The organism is Chromobacterium sp. CV08 (assembly GCF_051129845.1).
Classification (GTDB): Bacteria; Pseudomonadota; Gammaproteobacteria; order Burkholderiales; family Chromobacteriaceae; genus Chromobacterium.
Window position 1 is genome coordinate 1174022 of the sequence record NZ_CP150453.1, and the last position, 14783, is coordinate 1188804.

The 14783-nt window shown below is 66.7% G+C and carries 14 protein-coding genes; 7 read left to right on the forward strand and 7 right to left on the reverse strand.

The genetic code is table 11. The annotated features are described in order from the left end of the window. The first annotated feature begins 31 nt into the window (after positions 1 to 31). Positions 32 to 352 carry a BON domain-containing protein gene (locus WNM05_RS05510; protein ID WP_434633188.1) on the forward strand — a complete coding sequence of 107 codons (321 nt, stop codon included), beginning with the start codon at positions 32 to 34 and terminating at the stop codon, positions 350 to 352. Positions 353 to 416: 64 nt separating this feature from the next. Here WNM05_RS05510 and lysA read toward each other — a convergent pair whose 3' ends face one another. Next, entirely contained in the window at positions 417 to 1643 is a 1227-nt protein-coding gene (gene lysA / locus WNM05_RS05515; protein WP_434633191.1) for a diaminopimelate decarboxylase, read from the reverse strand. A gap of 121 nt (positions 1644 to 1764) precedes the next feature. Here lysA and WNM05_RS05520 point away from each other — a divergent pair, with 121 nt between their 5' ends. Next, positions 1765 to 2682: a LysR family transcriptional regulator gene (locus tag WNM05_RS05520; protein WP_434633194.1), complete on the forward strand. Its 918-nt coding sequence runs from the start codon at positions 1765 to 1767 to the stop codon at positions 2680 to 2682. Positions 2683 to 2935: 253 nt separating this feature from the next. Here WNM05_RS05520 and WNM05_RS05525 read toward each other — a convergent pair whose 3' ends face one another. Further along, positions 2936 to 3907 (reverse strand): hypothetical protein, encoded by a 972-nt coding sequence (locus tag WNM05_RS05525; protein ID WP_434633196.1) that lies wholly within the window; start codon positions 3905 to 3907, stop codon positions 2936 to 2938. A gap of 515 nt (positions 3908 to 4422) precedes the next feature. On the opposite strand from WNM05_RS05525, the gene dtpA reads away from it, so the two are divergent. Then, the gene (gene dtpA, locus WNM05_RS05530; protein WP_434633198.1) at positions 4423 to 5910 is read left to right on the forward strand and encodes a dipeptide/tripeptide permease DtpA; all 1488 of its coding nucleotides are present in this window, start codon (positions 4423 to 4425) and stop codon (positions 5908 to 5910) included. A gap of 49 nt (positions 5911 to 5959) precedes the next feature. On the opposite strand, the gene WNM05_RS05535 is transcribed toward dtpA, so the two are convergent. Further along, positions 5960 to 6667, reverse strand: a complete 708-nt coding sequence (locus WNM05_RS05535; RefSeq protein WP_434633200.1) for an alanyl-tRNA editing protein — start codon at positions 6665 to 6667, stop codon at positions 5960 to 5962. A 125-nt stretch (positions 6668 to 6792) separates the two neighbouring features. Here WNM05_RS05535 and WNM05_RS05540 point away from each other — a divergent pair, with 125 nt between their 5' ends. Next, a complete protein-coding gene (locus tag WNM05_RS05540) occupies positions 6793 to 7779 on the forward strand; it encodes a GNAT family N-acetyltransferase (protein ID WP_434633203.1) in 987 nt (328 codons plus the stop codon). Positions 7780 to 7845: 66 nt separating this feature from the next. Continuing rightward, a complete protein-coding gene (locus tag WNM05_RS05545; RefSeq protein WP_434633206.1) occupies positions 7846 to 8523 on the forward strand; it encodes a pseudouridine synthase in 678 nt (225 codons plus the stop codon). A 59-nt stretch (positions 8524 to 8582) separates the two neighbouring features. On the opposite strand, the gene queF is transcribed toward WNM05_RS05545, so the two are convergent. Further along, positions 8583 to 9416, reverse strand: a complete 834-nt coding sequence (gene queF, locus WNM05_RS05550) for an NADPH-dependent 7-cyano-7-deazaguanine reductase QueF (RefSeq protein ID WP_434633209.1) — start codon at positions 9414 to 9416, stop codon at positions 8583 to 8585. Positions 9417 to 9459: 43 nt separating this feature from the next. Next, positions 9460 to 10995, reverse strand: a complete 1536-nt coding sequence (gene murJ / locus WNM05_RS05555) for a murein biosynthesis integral membrane protein MurJ (protein ID WP_434633212.1) — start codon at positions 10993 to 10995, stop codon at positions 9460 to 9462. 131 nt (positions 10996 to 11126) lie between these two features. Here murJ and rpsT point away from each other — a divergent pair, with 131 nt between their 5' ends. Both rpsT and WNM05_RS05565 read left to right on the forward strand, forming a co-directional pair. Further along, complete coding sequence (rpsT, locus tag WNM05_RS05560; RefSeq protein WP_101706965.1) at positions 11127 to 11390, forward strand: 30S ribosomal protein S20; 264 nt, start codon at positions 11127 to 11129, stop codon at positions 11388 to 11390. 223 nt (positions 11391 to 11613) lie between these two features. Beyond that, complete coding sequence (locus tag WNM05_RS05565; protein ID WP_434633215.1) at positions 11614 to 12687, forward strand: phospholipase A; 1074 nt, start codon at positions 11614 to 11616, stop codon at positions 12685 to 12687. A 1-nt stretch (position 12688) separates the two neighbouring features. On the opposite strand, the gene WNM05_RS05570 is transcribed toward WNM05_RS05565, so the two are convergent. Further along, entirely contained in the window at positions 12689 to 13843 is a 1155-nt protein-coding gene (locus WNM05_RS05570) for an acetate/propionate family kinase (RefSeq protein WP_434633218.1), read from the reverse strand. Further along, positions 13840 to 14775 (reverse strand): phosphate acetyltransferase, encoded by a 936-nt coding sequence (locus WNM05_RS05575; protein ID WP_434633219.1) that lies wholly within the window; start codon positions 14773 to 14775, stop codon positions 13840 to 13842. Before WNM05_RS05575 ends, WNM05_RS05570 begins: the two co-directional genes overlap by 4 nt. Positions 14776 to 14783 lie beyond the last annotated feature (8 nt).

Sequence of the window (14783 nt, forward strand, 5' to 3'; positions counted from 1 at the left end):
CGGGCCTAGAGCGAGAAATCTGGAGAAGACGATGAAACGAGTTGCAGGGCAAACCTTGTTGCTGGCCGCGCTGGCCCTTTCCGGCGGTTTTTCCGTCCAAGCTTACGCCGACACGCCGGCCGCCCAGAGCGCTGCCGCGCCGAGCGACGCCGAGCTGGCTGCCGGCGTCAAGCAGGCGCTGGACGCCGATCCGGAGCTGAAGGCATTGAATCTGCAGGTCAGCAGCGCCAAGGGCGAGGTGACGATAGCGGGCGTGATGAGCGACGACCAGCAGATGTTCAAGGCCGGCCAGATCGCCGAGAAGGTGCCGGGCGTCAAGTTCGTCATCAACAAGATGGAACAGAAGGGCTGATCATCCCGCGGGGTGACGGAATGTGCGCAAAGCCGGGCGGGGCCCGGCTTTGTCGCGTCCGGGCTCAGGCCTCCAGCGCCAGCAGCTCGGCCATGGTCTGGCGGCGGCGGATCTGCCGGACTTCGGCGCCGTCCACCAGCACCTCGGCCAGCAGCGGCCGGCTGTTGTAGTTCGACGACATCGTCGCGCCGTAGGCGCCGGCGTTGTGGAAGACCATCAGGTCGCCGATCCGCGCCGGCGGCAGCGGCCGCGTCTCCACCGTGCCGCCTTCGCGCTGGGTGAATACATCGCCGGATTCGCACAAGGGACCGGCCACCACGGTGTCGATCCGCCCGGTCTTCCCGGCGCCGTCTGCGTCCAGCAGCGTGATGTGGTGGTAGCTGCCGTACAGCGACGGCCGCATCAGGTCGTTGAAGCCGGCGTCGACCAGCACGAAGTGGCGGCGGCCCATGTCCTTGACCGCGCGCACCTCGGCCAGCAGCGCGCCTGCCTCGGCCACGAGGAAGCGGCCCGGCTCTATCTCCAGCCGCACCGGATGGCCCAGCCTGTCGGCGATGCGCCGCCTGGCCGCGTCCCACAACTGGAAGTAGTGGCCGGTATCGATGCGGGCGTCGCCGTCGCGGTAGGGGACGGACAGGCCGCCGCCGGCGGAGATCGCCTCCAGGTCGCAGCCCAGCGCGGCCACGGTATCGACCATCGCGCCGCACACCCGTTCCAGATGGCCGTAGTCGACGCCGGAGCCGATGTGCATGTGCACGCCGACCAGCCGCAGGCCGTGCCGCCGCACGGCTGCCAGCGCCTCGGCGAGTTCGCCGTGCCAGATGCCGTGCTTGCTGTTCTCGCCGCCGGTATTGGTCTTCTGGCTGTGTCCGTGACCGAAGCCGGGGTTGATGCGCAGCCAGACCGGGTGGCCGGGGGCGGCCTCGCCCAGCTGGCGCAGCATGTCTATCGAGCCGGCGTTCACCGGAATGCGCTCGGCGACGACCTTGGCCAGCGTCGGGCGGTCCAGCAGGTCGGCGGTGAACACGATGTCGGCCTGCTCGCCGCCGAGGTAGCCGGCGGCCAGCGCGCGCTCGATCTCGCCGAGCGACACCGCGTCCACCTTGACGCCCTGTTCGCGCATCAGCCGCAGGATGTGGGTGTTGGAGTTGGCTTTCTGCGCGTAGCGTATGGTGTCGAAAGCCTTCAGCTCGGCGATGCGCTCGCGGATGGTGTCGGCGTGGTAGACCCACAGCGGCGCGCCGTACTGGCGGGCGATGCTGGCGAGTTGGCGGGTGTCGAAGGCGTGCATGGCGGGCGGTTCCGTTTCAGATGCCCTCTATCATGGTGCAGGCCTGGACAAAAATAAAATAGCAATTTGTCGGTATGGCTTTCATTTATGATATGGATTTTGCGATTGGGGACGGTCGGCCATGTCGATCAATCTGCGCCATATCGAGGTGTTCCGGGCGGTGATGACCACCGGCAGCGTCAGCGGCGCCGCGCGCTTGCTGCACACCTCGCAGCCTACGGTCAGCCGGGAGCTGGCGCGCTGCGAGCAAGTGCTGGACCTCGTCCTGTTCGAGCGCGGACGCGGGCGCCTGCGTCCGACACAGCAGGCGCTGCAGCTGTTCGCCGAGGTCGAGCGCAGCTTCGTCGGCCTGCAGCGCATCGCCGGCAGCGCGGCGGCGATACGCCAGTTCGCCGGCGGCCAGCTGGCCATCGCCTGTCTGCCGGTATTCGCCCAGGCTCTACTGCCGGCTGCCTGCGCCGATTTCATCGCCGCCTTTCCCGATGTCGGCGTCGACATCAGCCCGCAGGAATCGCCGTGGCTGGAGGAGTGGCTGGCGGCGCAACGCTGCGACCTTGGCCTGTGCGAGCAGCAGCAGGCGCCGGCCGGCTGCCTGGCGACGCCGCTATGGCAGGGCGACGAGTTGTGCGTGCTGCCGGCCGGCCATCCGCTGGCGGGCAAGCCCAGGCTGGAGGCGCGCGACTTCGCCGGCCTGTCCTTCATCAGCCTGGCCGCCAGCGACAGCTACCGCCAGCAGGTGGACGCCTGGTTCGCCGGCGCCGGCGTGTCGCGCCGGCTGCAGCTGGCCAGCCATCACGCGGCCTCGGTCTGCGCGATGGTCAGGCTGGGCCTCGGCGTGGCCATCGTCAATCCGCTGACGGCGCTGGCCGAGGCCGATCGCGGCCTGGTGGCGCGGCCGCTGGCGGTGTCGATACCGTTTCGCGTGCAGCTGGTGCAGCCGCAGTTCCGGCCGGCCTCGCCGCTGCCGCGGCGTTTCGCCGAGGCGCTGGAGCGGCAGGTGGCCGGGCTCGACGCGCGGCTGGCGGCGCTGAGAGCCTAAGAGCCTGTTCAAAGTAGCGCAGCCCAGCCAGCAGGCCAGATGCAAGGCGGAGGGCGTAGGCCTTGGTCATTCCAAGGCCTAGCCTGACAACGCCGCAGATGGCCTGCTGGCTGGGCTGCCCTTCGGGGCCGTTTTCTGCCGGCGCATGGCTTTGTCAAACGTCCCTTGCAGTGAATGACACTGCGGCGGGCCGCTTTCCGCGCCCTGCATCCGGCAGAGGTGGCCGCTGCCGCAAAAAGACTTTGAACAGGCTCTAAGGCTTCAGCGTGGCCCAGGATTTCGGGCTGTCGGCCGCGTCCGGCGGGCCGTTCGGGCAGTCGGAGGCGAACAGGCAGCACCATTGCGGCTTGACCGGACACATCTGGGCCACCTGGTCCCAGGTTTGGGCCGGATCCGGCTTTTCGGCGCGGAAGTTGTCGTAGTTCTGGCTGACTATCGGCGCGTTCGGCTCCGGGCTGGGGTCGCCGGAGAAGTAGAACGATTGCGGATGGCGGTACGGCGGCGTGCGGGACCGGCCGGCGTCGCGCGTCGCTTTCTTGTTGAAGGCGTAGCCGAACAATATTTTCTGCGGTCCGACCAGCCGCGAATAGGCCTGCAGGCTGTTGTCCACATGGCTGCTCTCCGCCTGGTTGTACGGCAGGTGCCGGATGAAGTCCTGCCGCGGCGGATGATTGTTCAGCGAGAACTGGCAGCATTGCGGCATGCCGGGCGGGCGGTCGGCGTAGGTCAGGAAATAGGCCTTGTTGCCCAGGGAGACGAAGCTGCAGCTGTAATGGTTGCTGCCGGGAAATATCGGCAGGCAGCGCTTGTCGTAATGCTCCATCATCGCGCCGCTGCCGTCGCCGTCGGGCGGCACATAGCTGGCGTCGTAGTAGCTGGCGCCGTAGGACACTTCGTAGTCGTCCGGCGTCAGGCCTTTCGGAGGCGAGGCATATGGCGGCGGATACTTGTCGTAGCCGCTGAAGACCCGGTACATCGTCCATTCGCTGACCCACCACTTCGGAAAGCGCGGGTCGCTGGGCTGGCCGGGCTGGCGCGGGTAGGTGCACTGGAACGGCGGCAGACAGCCTTTCTCGTTGTGCACGCCGCCGGTGTAATAGGTGTGGCGCAGGCGGGCCGCCAGTTCCTGCCACGGCAGCGGCGGGGAGTCCGGCGGCTCGGCCGCCGCGGCATACAGGGGCAGCAGCAACAGCAGCAGCGATGAAAAGCGGCGCGGCATCGACATGACGGTTTCTCCACGGCGGCGATGATATTGCAGGGATAGCCGGCGGCCCGCGCCGACGAACCTGTTCTTTGTACCGGTTTCCTTCGTCGATTTTGTCCGCGGCGGAACTTTTCGGCGGCCGGCGGCATTTTGCAATGATGTTTCAAATATTAACGATTATTAAAATAATATTTTCGTGATATTGCGGCCGGGCCGGCGCTGCCGCGCGAGCCGGCATCCGCCACGGCCGGATAATGTCATTGCATTTGACATATCCGCCCGCCGATGTCGCATTGTCGATTGACAGCGGAGGCGGCTTGCTTCATCAATAGGCGCTGAAAGCCATCTTTTGTGCTCGAAAGCCGTAGTTGCATGGCATTTTCAGCCGATGGCGGAAGTTCGCTTATTTTCAGTAGTGCCCACTGTCTGTCTCACCCTGGCGTGACCGGCGTTGGCCGGCGCCGGGAGCGTCGTTGTCATCCGCCGGCGGGAGATCGTCCCGGAGGCGGCAGTTCCGGAATCACAAGGAACCGATTATGACGTCGACTGCGCTCAATCCGCTGCGGCAACCGAAGCCGTTTTACCTGATCTTCTCGATCGAATTCTGGGAGCGTTTCGGCTTCTACGGCCTGCAGGGCATCCTGGCGGTCTACCTGGTGAAGGCCCTGGGCCTGCACGAGGCCGAGTCGTTCACGCTGTTCTCCTCCTTCATCGCGCTGGTGTTCGGCCTGATCGCCGTCGGCGGCTGGCTGGGCGACAAGGTGCTGGGCACCAAGCGCACCATCCTGCTGGGCGCGCTGGTGCTGACCGCCGGCTACGCGATGGTGACCGCGTCGGCGGACAATATCGGCCTGCTCTATCTGGGCATGGGCACCATCGCCGTCGGCAACGGCCTGTTCAAGGCCAATCCGTCGTCGCTGCTGTCCAAGTGCTACGAGGAGAACGACCCGCGGCTGGACGGCGCCTTCACGATGTACTACATGGCGATCAATATCGGCTCGCTGCTGTCTATGCTGGCCACGCCGTGGCTGGCCGACCGCTTCGGCTACGCCCACGCCTTCGCGCTGTCTGTGGTCGGCATGCTGATCACCGTCGTCAACTTCGTCTTCATGAAGAGCTGGGTCAAGGACTACGGCTCGGACGCCGATTTCCGCACGCCCAAGCCGTCCACCTGGCTGGCGGTGCTGGCCGGCGTCGCGGCCGCCTGCGTCGCCGCCGCGTTGCTGCTGAAGCACGAGATCATCGCCAACGCGGTGCTGGCCGTGCTGTCCATCGGCGTCGTGGGCCTGTACGTCAAGGAAACGCTGCAGCTGAACGGCGCCGAGCGCAAGAAGATGATCGTCGCCGCGATCCTGATGCTGCAGGCGACGGTGTTCTTCGTGCTGTACAACCAGATGCCGCTGTCGCTGAACTTCTTCGCCATCCACAACACCGAGCACACGCTGTTCGGCATTCCGGTGCAGCCGGAGCAGTTCCAGTCGCTGAATCCGTTCTGGATCATGCTGGCCAGCCCCTTGCTCGCGGTCTGCTACAACAAGCTGGGCAACCGCCTGCCGATGCCGCACAAGTTCGCGATCGGCATGGTGCTGTGCGCCGCCGCCTTCCTGGTGCTGCCGCTGGGCGCCAAGTACGCGAACGCCCAGGGTCTGGTGTCGTCGAACTGGATGGTGTTGAGCTATCTGCTGCAGAGCGTAGGCGAGCTGCTGATCTCCGGCCTGGGGCTGGCGATGGTGGCGCAACTGGTGCCGCAGCGGCTGATGGGCTTCATCATGGGCGCCTGGTTCCTGACCTCGGCCGCGTCGTCGGTGATCGCCGGCTGGGTGGCCGGGCTGACCGCGGCGCCGGACAAGGTCGCCAGCCCGCTGGTCACGCTGGAGATCTACAGCCGCGTGTTCACCCAGATCGGCGTCGTGACCGGCGTGATCGCGGTCGTGACCATCATCATCGCGCCGTGGCTGCACCGGATGACGCTGGATGGGGCATCGGAGCATCCGGAACACGAGATGGCGCTGGACGCGCGCTGAGCCGCCGGCCACCGATAAAAGACAACGGGAGCGAGGCTCCCGTTTTCGTTCAATCCGCCAGTTCGACGACCACCCGCTTGTTGCGGGCGCCCTTGCTTTCTATCTTCTTGATCCGGACCCGGCCGATCTCGCCGGTGCGCGCCACATGGGTGCCGCCACATGGTTGCAGGTCGACGCCCTCCACTTCGATCAGCCGGATTTCCGGCAGGTGCAGCGGCGGCGTCACCGACATCGTCTTGATCAGTTCCGGCTGCGCCTTCAAGGCCTCGCCGCTCGTCATCTTCACCGCCACCGCCAGATCGGCTTCGATCAGCCGGTTCAGTTCGGCCTCGATGCTCTCCTTGTCCAGTTCCATGCCCTCGGGCAGGTCGAAATCCAGCCGGCCGGATTCTGCTGTCAGATTGCCGCCGGTGACGCCGGCCTTGATCACCACCGACAGCAGGTGCAGACAGGTGTGCACCCGCATGTGGCGATGGCGGCGCGCCCAGTCCAGCTCCAGCGTCACTTCCGTTCCGGGCGCCAGCCTGGCGTCGCCGTCGGTCTGGTGCAGGATGACGCGGGTCTCGCGGTCGCGGCGGGTATCGGCGATGCGCAGCGCCGAGCCGTCGGCCAGCGTCAGCGTGGCGCTGTCGCCGGGCTGGCCGCCGCCGAGCGGGTAGCACAGCGTGTCTTCCAGCGCCAAGCCCGCATCGTCGTGGCGCAGCACGCGGGTGGCGAGGCGGGTTTGATAGGCATCTTTGTAGAATTGTTCGCTCATATAGATTCTTGCCTTTAAGTTTTTGTGTGAACTATAGTCAATTTATCTGATCACTCACTGAGTCGGGGGCGAGCCCGCCCGCGACCGTTCTGCGCCATTTCCTGAAACCACCGGTTTGTCGGCTCATGCTTACTGTACAAGATCTGCCTTGCCCGCCGAATGATTTCTCCATCGGCAATCCCGATGGCCCGGACTTCTACCGCGCCTTTTCCCTTGGTTGCCTGCCGGGCTTCCGGCACGGTTTCTTCGTCGTAGAGCGGGGCGGCCATCGCCTGTGCTGCATCCCTTATTTCGTCACCGGCCTGGAACTGAATACCTTGCTGCCCAGAGGGCGGCTGTTCGGGCTGCTGCCCAAGCTGACGATCCCCATGGCCTGCGCCGGACATCCGGTGACCGATCTGGGGCGGATGGAGGGGGCGTTGACGGCGGAGATCGTCGAGGAGGTGACGCGACGGCTCGGGCAGAAGGGGAGGCTGATCGCCTGGAAGGGGTTCGGCGACGATTTGCCGCTGGATGGCTACGCCAGGGTGAAGGGCTTGCCGGTTCCGGTCATCCGCTTTGACGGGGACTATTACGCCTCGCTGAAAAGCGAGCGCCGCAATCTGCTTCGGCGCAAGCTGAAAAAGGCGGCCGGCTTGCGCTACGAGGTGTCGGACGGCCTGCCTGCCGATCTGCTGGGCAGGATTTACGCGCTTTATCTGCAGACCTGGCGAAAGGCGCCGATGAAATTCGGCCGGCTGAGTCCCGATTATTTCACCGCCACCAGCGGCGACAGCACCTATCTGCTGTTTTATCTGCGGAACGAACTGATCGGCTTCACCCAGCTGCTGGGCAGGGGGGACGCGATGATGAACGCTTTTGTCGGCCTGGATTACGCGCATGCCTGGGACCACGGGCTCTATTTCGCCATGTTCATCCGCTCGGTGGAGCTGGCCCAGCAGCGGGGGTGCGCCGAGATCGAGCTGGGCGCCACCTGCTACGAGTTCAAGCGCATCCTCGGCGCGCAACAGCTGCCGACCTGGAATTACTTCCGCCATCAGTCGGCACCGCTGAACTGGCTGTTGTCGCGTTGTGCGTCGCTGCTGGAGCCGTCGGCCGAGGACCTGAAGTGAGTGGGCCTTGTCTGCTTCCGGGGGAGCGCCGATAATCGCCGCCAATCGATTTCAAAGCCGTCAGCCATGCAACGACACAATCTTGAACATTACAATCCGCCGCCGGACACCGGCCTCGACGTCGTCTACGTAGACGACTGCCTGCTGGTGCTGGACAAGCCCAGCGGCCTGCTGTCGGTGCCGGGACGCGGCGAGGACAAGGCGGACTGCCTGATCCGCCGCGCGCAGCAGGTCTATCCGGACGCGCTGACCGTGCACCGCCTGGACATGGCCACGTCCGGCCTGGTGGTGATGGGGCGGGGGCCGGAGATGCAGCGCGCCTTGTCGATCGCCTTCATGGACCGCAAGGTGAAGAAGCGCTATATCGCGGTGGTGGACGGCATCGTCGACAGCAATAGCGGCACCATAGACCTGCCGCTGATCATAGACTGGCCCAACCGGCCGCGGCAGAAGGTCGATTTCGACGAGGGCAAGGAGGCGATCACCCATTACCGCGTGATCAGCCGCGACACCGTGCGCAATATCAGCCGGATGGAGCTGGACCCGCAGACCGGCCGCGCCCACCAGCTGCGCATGCACATGCTGCATCTGGAGTCCGGCCACCCCATCCTCGGCGACGACATCTACGCGCCGCCGGAGGCGCTGGCCAAGGCTGACAGGCTGCTGCTGCACGCGTCGCGCCTGGTCTTGCGCCACCCGGTGACTTTCGAGGAGATGGAGTTCGAGGCGCCGGCGCCGTTCTGAATTCGGCCCGATCATAAAAAAAGGGATGCCGCGCGGCATCCCTTTTTTGTTCGGCGCGTCTACTGCCGCGCGGTGCGTGTGTTGTCGGCCGGCGCCTTGTCGGCGTTGCTGCGCCACGGATTGATGTCGAGGCCGCCGCGGCGGGTGTAGCGGGCGTAGACGGTCAGCGTCTGCGGCGCGCAGGCGCGCAGCACGTCGACGAAGATGCGCTCGACGCATTGTTCGTGGAACTCGTTGTGCTGGCGGAAGCCGATCAGGTAGCGCAGCAGCGCCTCGCGGTCCATCTTCGGCCCGGTGTAGCGGATGGACACGCTGCCCCAGTCCGGTTGGCCGGTGACCAGGCAGTTGGACTTCAAGAGATTGCTGCACAGCGTCTCGCTGACGATGTCGGCCGGATCGGCCTTCAGGACTTCCGGACACGGCGCGTAGTGGTCCACTTCGATATCGAGGTCGTCGATATATTCGCCGGCGAGCTCGGCGATCCGTTCGGCGGCGAAGGCCGGCGGCAGCGCGACGGAGACGGAGACGTCGGCGCCGGCGGCGGCGGACAGGTCGCGCGCCAGCTGGGCCGACAGCGAGTCGACGCCGTCTATCCGCGTCTGATTGTAGCTGTTCAGGTAGAGCTTGAACGATTTGGACTCGATCAGCCGGGGACTGTCGGCCGGGATGCGGAAGGTGGCGATGCCGACCTGCGGCTTGCCGCGGGCGTTCAGCCAGGACAGCTCGAAGCCGGTCCAGATGTCGACGCCTGCGAAGGGCAGCGCGGCTTCGGCCACGCCTATCTCGTCGCGCTTGGTCTGGCGCGCGATCGGGAACAGCAGTTCCGGCGCGTAATGGTCCTGGTACTGGACGGTCTTGCCCAGCGGCGAGTGTTCGGGTGTCAGATGGCTCATCGTTGCGACTTTCTGGCCGGTGGCGGTTGGATCATGGGCGGGCTCAATGTTCGCGGCGCATGAACTGGCGCGGACGGAAGCCCAGCGCGAACAGCACGGCGAAATAGACGACGGCGCCGAGGCCGACCAGCAGCAGCAGCCACAGCATGCGCTGCCAGGCGTGGCCGTGCCAGTCTATCGGCAGCCAGCGCTGGCAGGCCAGCAAGGCGGCCGCCATCGCCGCGATGGCGACGGCCAGCTTGCCGAGGAAGGCCTCCCAGCCGGCCTCGGGCCGGTAGATGCCGCGCTTGCGCAGCGTGTACAGCAGCAGGCCGGCGTTGACGCAGGAGGCCAGGCCTATCGACAGCGCCAGGCCGGCGTGCTTCAGCGGGAACACGAAGGCCAGGTTCATCACCTGGGTGGCGATCAGCGTGGTCACCGCGATTCGCACCGGCGTCTTGATGTCCTGGCGCGCGTAGAAGCCCGGCGCCAGCACCTTGACCAGGATCAGCCCCAAGAGGCCGAAGGAGTAGGCGATCACCGCCTGCTGCGACATCAGCGCATCGTGCGGCGTGAACTTGCCGTACATGAACATCGTGTACAGCAGCGGGCCCGACAGCAGGCCCAGGCCGACGGTGGCCGGCACCGCCAGCAGCAGCGACAGCCGTATGCCCCAGTCCAGCAGCACGCTGAACTCGGCGTCGGACTTGCTGGCTGCATGCTTGGACAGCGACGGCAGCAGGATGGTGCCGAGCGCGACGCCGAGGACGCCGGACGGGAACTCCATCAGCCGGTCGGCGTAATACATCCAGGACACGCTGCCGGTGGGCAGGAAGGAGGCGAAGGTGGAGTTGATCAGCAAGGAAATCTGCGCGACCGACACGCCGAAGATCGCCGGTCCCATCTGCCTGATCACCCGCCAGACCTCCGGGTCGCGGAAGGCCAGGATGGGCTTGGCCAGCATGCCGACCTGTTTCAGGAACGGCAGTTGCCACACCAGCTGGATCAGGCCGCCGACGAAAACCGCCCACGCCATCGCCATGATGGGCGGATGGAAGTATTGGGTGAAGCCCAGCGCGAACACGATGAAGCTCAGGTTCAGGAAGGTGGGGGTGAAGGCCGGGATAGAGAACCTGCCCCAACTGTTCAGTATGCTGCCTGTCATCGACGACAGCGAGATGAAGAAGATGTAGGGGAACGAGACCCTGAGGATGTCGGCGAACAGCGCGGCCTTGGCCGGCTCGCGATAGAAGCCGGGCGCCGAGATCCACATGATGGCCGGCGCCGCCAGCATGCCCAGCGCGGTGACCAGCAGCAGCACGGAGCCGAGCACGCCGGTGACCTTGGCGACGAACTCGCGCGTCTCCTCGTGCGTCCTGTTCTGCTTGTACTCGCCGAGTATCGGCACGAAGGCCTGCGAGAACGCGCCTTCGGCGAACAGCCGGCGCAGCATATTGGGAATCTTGAAGGCGGCGTTGAAGGCGTCGGCGGCCATGCCGGCGCCGAAAATGCGGGCGACCAGGGTGTCGCGCACCAGGCCGAGAACGCGGGATACCATGGTCATGCTGCTGACTGCAGCCAGGGCCTTTAGCAGGTTCATTTGGGTTTGACGGCCAACGCGGGGCGGATTGAGCAAGCCGGCTAGTTTACGCTGGCGGCTTTATTGTTGCAAAACCTGAGTTTAGGGCTTAGAATCGCGGGTTTCAGATTCCGCTATCAGGAGAAAGATTCATGGCTAACAGCGCACAAGCTCGCAAGCGTGCACGCACAGCCCTCAAGCAGCGCGCGCATAACGCCAGCCTGCGTACTGCGTTCCGTACCGCAGTGAAGAAAGTGCTCAAGGCAATCGAAGCCGGCGACAAGGCCGCCGCTCGCGTGGTGTTCCAGGCTTCCGAGAAAATCATCGATCGCATCGCCGACAAGGGCGTGTTCCACAAGAACAAGGCCGCTCGTCACAAGAGCCGTCTGTCCGCCCAGATCAAGGCCATGGCCTGATCTAGCCAGCCCAGGCTGCAAGAATACGCAAAGGCTCCGCATCGCGGGGCCTTTTGTGTTTCCGACAGGCGGTTCCGGGCGGCGAGCCCGCCGGGCGGCCAGTTGCCGTCCGGCCGGGCCTGGCCTTGAAATCACGAAGCCCCGCGTCTCGCGTCCCGTATCCGGACGGTCCGGCCGCGCCGCTCGACCAAGATTTTGAACAGGCTCTTGCCATGGAGAACGAATGAAATCGGTTTTCCTGCTGTGCCCGCTGCTTGTCGCGCCGGTTCTGGCGCATGCGGCGGAAGAGGGGGCGCTGGCGCCGCTGCGCCAGTGCCGAGACATCGCCGCCGCGGGCGCCAGGCTGGCCTGTTTCGACGCGCTGGCGGCCAAGCTGGCCGCCGAGGAGGCGGGAGCCGGGGCGGCGGACGCGCAGACGGCCAAGGCGCTGGTGGCCGAGGCGGCCGCCGTCTCGCCGGCAGCCGCCGCTGCGCCGGTTCCGGCGCCGTCGACGCCGCTGGCCCTGGATTGGGATCTGGACCGCGACGACAAGCGCGGCACCTTCATACTGCGCGGCTACCGTTCCAACTATGTCCTGCCCGCCTGGTACCAGCATGATCCGAATGCGACGCCCAGCTCGCCCAGCCGCGGCGCGACGACGCTGTTCGGCGGCGATCTGCAGCATACCGAGGCCAAGTTCCAGCTGTCGTTCAAGACCAAGGTGTGGGAAAACGTCGGCGGCACGCCGCTGGACCTGTGGGCGGCCTACACCCAGCTGTCGCATTGGCAGGCGTACAACAAGGGCCAGTCGGCGCCGTTCCGCGAAACCGACTACGAGCCGGAGCTGATGGCGACGCTGCCGCTGGGCTGGCATTGGGGCGATTGGCGGCTGCGCATGGCCGGCCTGGGCCTGGTCCATCAGTCCAACGGCCAGTCCGATCCGTTGTCGCGCAGCTGGAACCGGGTGTACGCGATGGCGGCACTGGAGAACGGCAACCTGACGCTGAGCGCCCGGCTGTGGCGGCGCCTGAGCGAGAAGGCCGCCGACGACGACAATCCCGACATCGTCGACTACATGGGCCACGGCGACCTGCGCGCCAGCTACCGCCTGGGCCAGCAGCAGTTCTCGGTGCTCGGGCGGTGGAACCCGTCCACCGGCAAGGGCGCGGCCCAGCTGGACTGGACCTTCCCGCTTGCCGGCCGGCTGCGCGGCTATGTGCAGGCCTTCGACGGCTACGGCGAGAGTCTGATCGACTACAACTACCGCAGCCGCGGAATCGGCATAGGCCTGATGCTGAACGACTGGCTCGGTTTCTGATTCAGCTCAGCAAGGCCCCGGCCTGGCGCGCCATCTCGCCTTCCTCGTCGGTGGCCAGCACATAGGCCGGCAGCCGGCTGCCGGCGGTGGTCAGCCGGCGGGCGTGGGCCAGATTGGCGGCGTGGTCCGGCTCGAAGCCCAGCCAGCCCAGTTGCTGCAGCACGCGGGCGCGGACCTCGGCCGAGTGTTCGCCTATGCCGGCGGTGAAGACCAGGCCGTCCAGGCCGCGCATCGCCGCGGCCAGGCTGGCCACCTCGCGCGCGACGCGGTAGCAGAACAGCTCCACCGCCTCGCGCGCCGCCGGCAGATCGCTGGCCAGCAGCTCGCGCATGTCGGCCGAGACGCCGGACACGCCGAGCAGGCCGGAATTCTTGTACAGCTCGCGCCTGACGTCCTTGACCCCCATGCCCTCGTGCTCCTGCCAGTACAGGACCACTTCCGGGTCCAGCGCGCCGGGGCGCGTGCCCATCATCAGCCCGTCCACCGCCGAGAAGCCCATCGTCGACGCGACGCTGCGGCCCGATTCGATCGCGCAGGCGCTGGCGCCGCTGCCCAGGTGGCAGACCACCGCCTTGCCGCGTGCCAGGCCGATCTCGGGCAGGCGCCGCGCGATGGCGGCGTAGGACAGGCCGTGGAAGCCGTAGCGGCGCACGCCCTCGTCGTGCCAGTGGCGGGCGATGCCGAAGCGGGTGGCCACCTCGGGCTGGCCGGCGTGGAAGGCGGTGTCGAAGCAGGCGATCTGCGGCAGCCGCGGGTCCAGCCGGGAGAAGGCGTCCACCACTTCCAGGCTGACCGGCTGGTGCAGCGGCGCCAGCGCGATGTAGTCGTCCAGCGCCGCGCGCACCTCGGCGTCTATGCGCACCGGCTCGCTGAAACGGCTGCCGCCGTGGACGACGCGGTGGACCAGCGCCTGCGTCTGCAGTCCCTGGTCGGCCAGGCCGTTCAGCATCGCCGCCAGCGCGGTGGCGTGCTCGGCGTCGTCGAGGCCGCGTTCGGCCAGCGGCCGGCCCTGGGCGTCGTCCAGCCGCAGCCGGGCGTCGCGGCTGCCGAAGCGGTCGACGATGCCGCGCACCAGCAAGCTGCCGCCGTCCGGCGTGAAGGCGCGGAACTTCAGCGTGGCCGAACCGGCGTTGACGGCCAGCAGGCATTTGCTCATGGCCGGGCTCCGGTTTGCCGGCGCTGGTGCGCCAGCAGATTGGCGATGGCGCTGGAGGCCAGCCGGCCGCTGGCGTCGTCGGCGCGGCTGGTCAGCACCATCGGCACCCGGGCGCCCATCACGATGCCGGCCGAGGCGGCGTGGGCCAGATAGGTCAGCTGCTTGCCCAGCATATTGCCGGCTTCGAGGTCCGGCACCAGCAGGATGTCGGGATCGCCGGCCACCGGCGAGACGATGCCCTTGCTGTCGGCGGCCTCGCGCGAAATGGCGTTGTCGAAGGCCAGCGGGCCGTCCAGCACCGCGCCGGTGATCTGGCCGCGGTCGGCCATCTTGCACAGCGCGGCGGCGTCCAGCGTCGAGCGCATCGACGGATTGATGGTCTCCACCGCCGCCAGGATCGCGACCTTGGGCACGGCGATGCCGAGCGCGTGGGTCAGGTCTATCGCGTTCTGGCAGATGTCGCGCTTGGTGGTTAGGTCCGGTTCGATATTGACGGCGGCGTCGGTGATGAACAGGTAGCGCGGATAGCTTTCGACCTTCATCACCCAGATGTGGCTGATGCGGCGGTCGGTGCGTATGCCGGTCTCGCGCGCCAGCGCCGCGCTCATGAATTCGTCGGTGTGCAGGCTGCCCTTCATCAGGATGTCGGCGTAGCCGTCGCGCGCCAGTTGCACCGCATGCTCGGCGGCGGCGTGGCTGTGCTCGACGTCTATGCATTCGAAGCGCTTCAGGTCGATCTCCAGCTCGTCGGCCAGCTTTTGCAGCTTGGCCAGCGGCGCGACCAGGATAGGCGTGGCGATGCGGCTGTCGGCGGCCTCCACCGCGCCCAGCAGCGATTCGCGGCTGCACGGGTGGGCCACCGCCATCGGCAGCGCGCCCAGCGCGCGCGCCTGTTGCAGGATGTCGTCGAAGGCGTGTTCGTCGTGGGTCATCTCGCTCT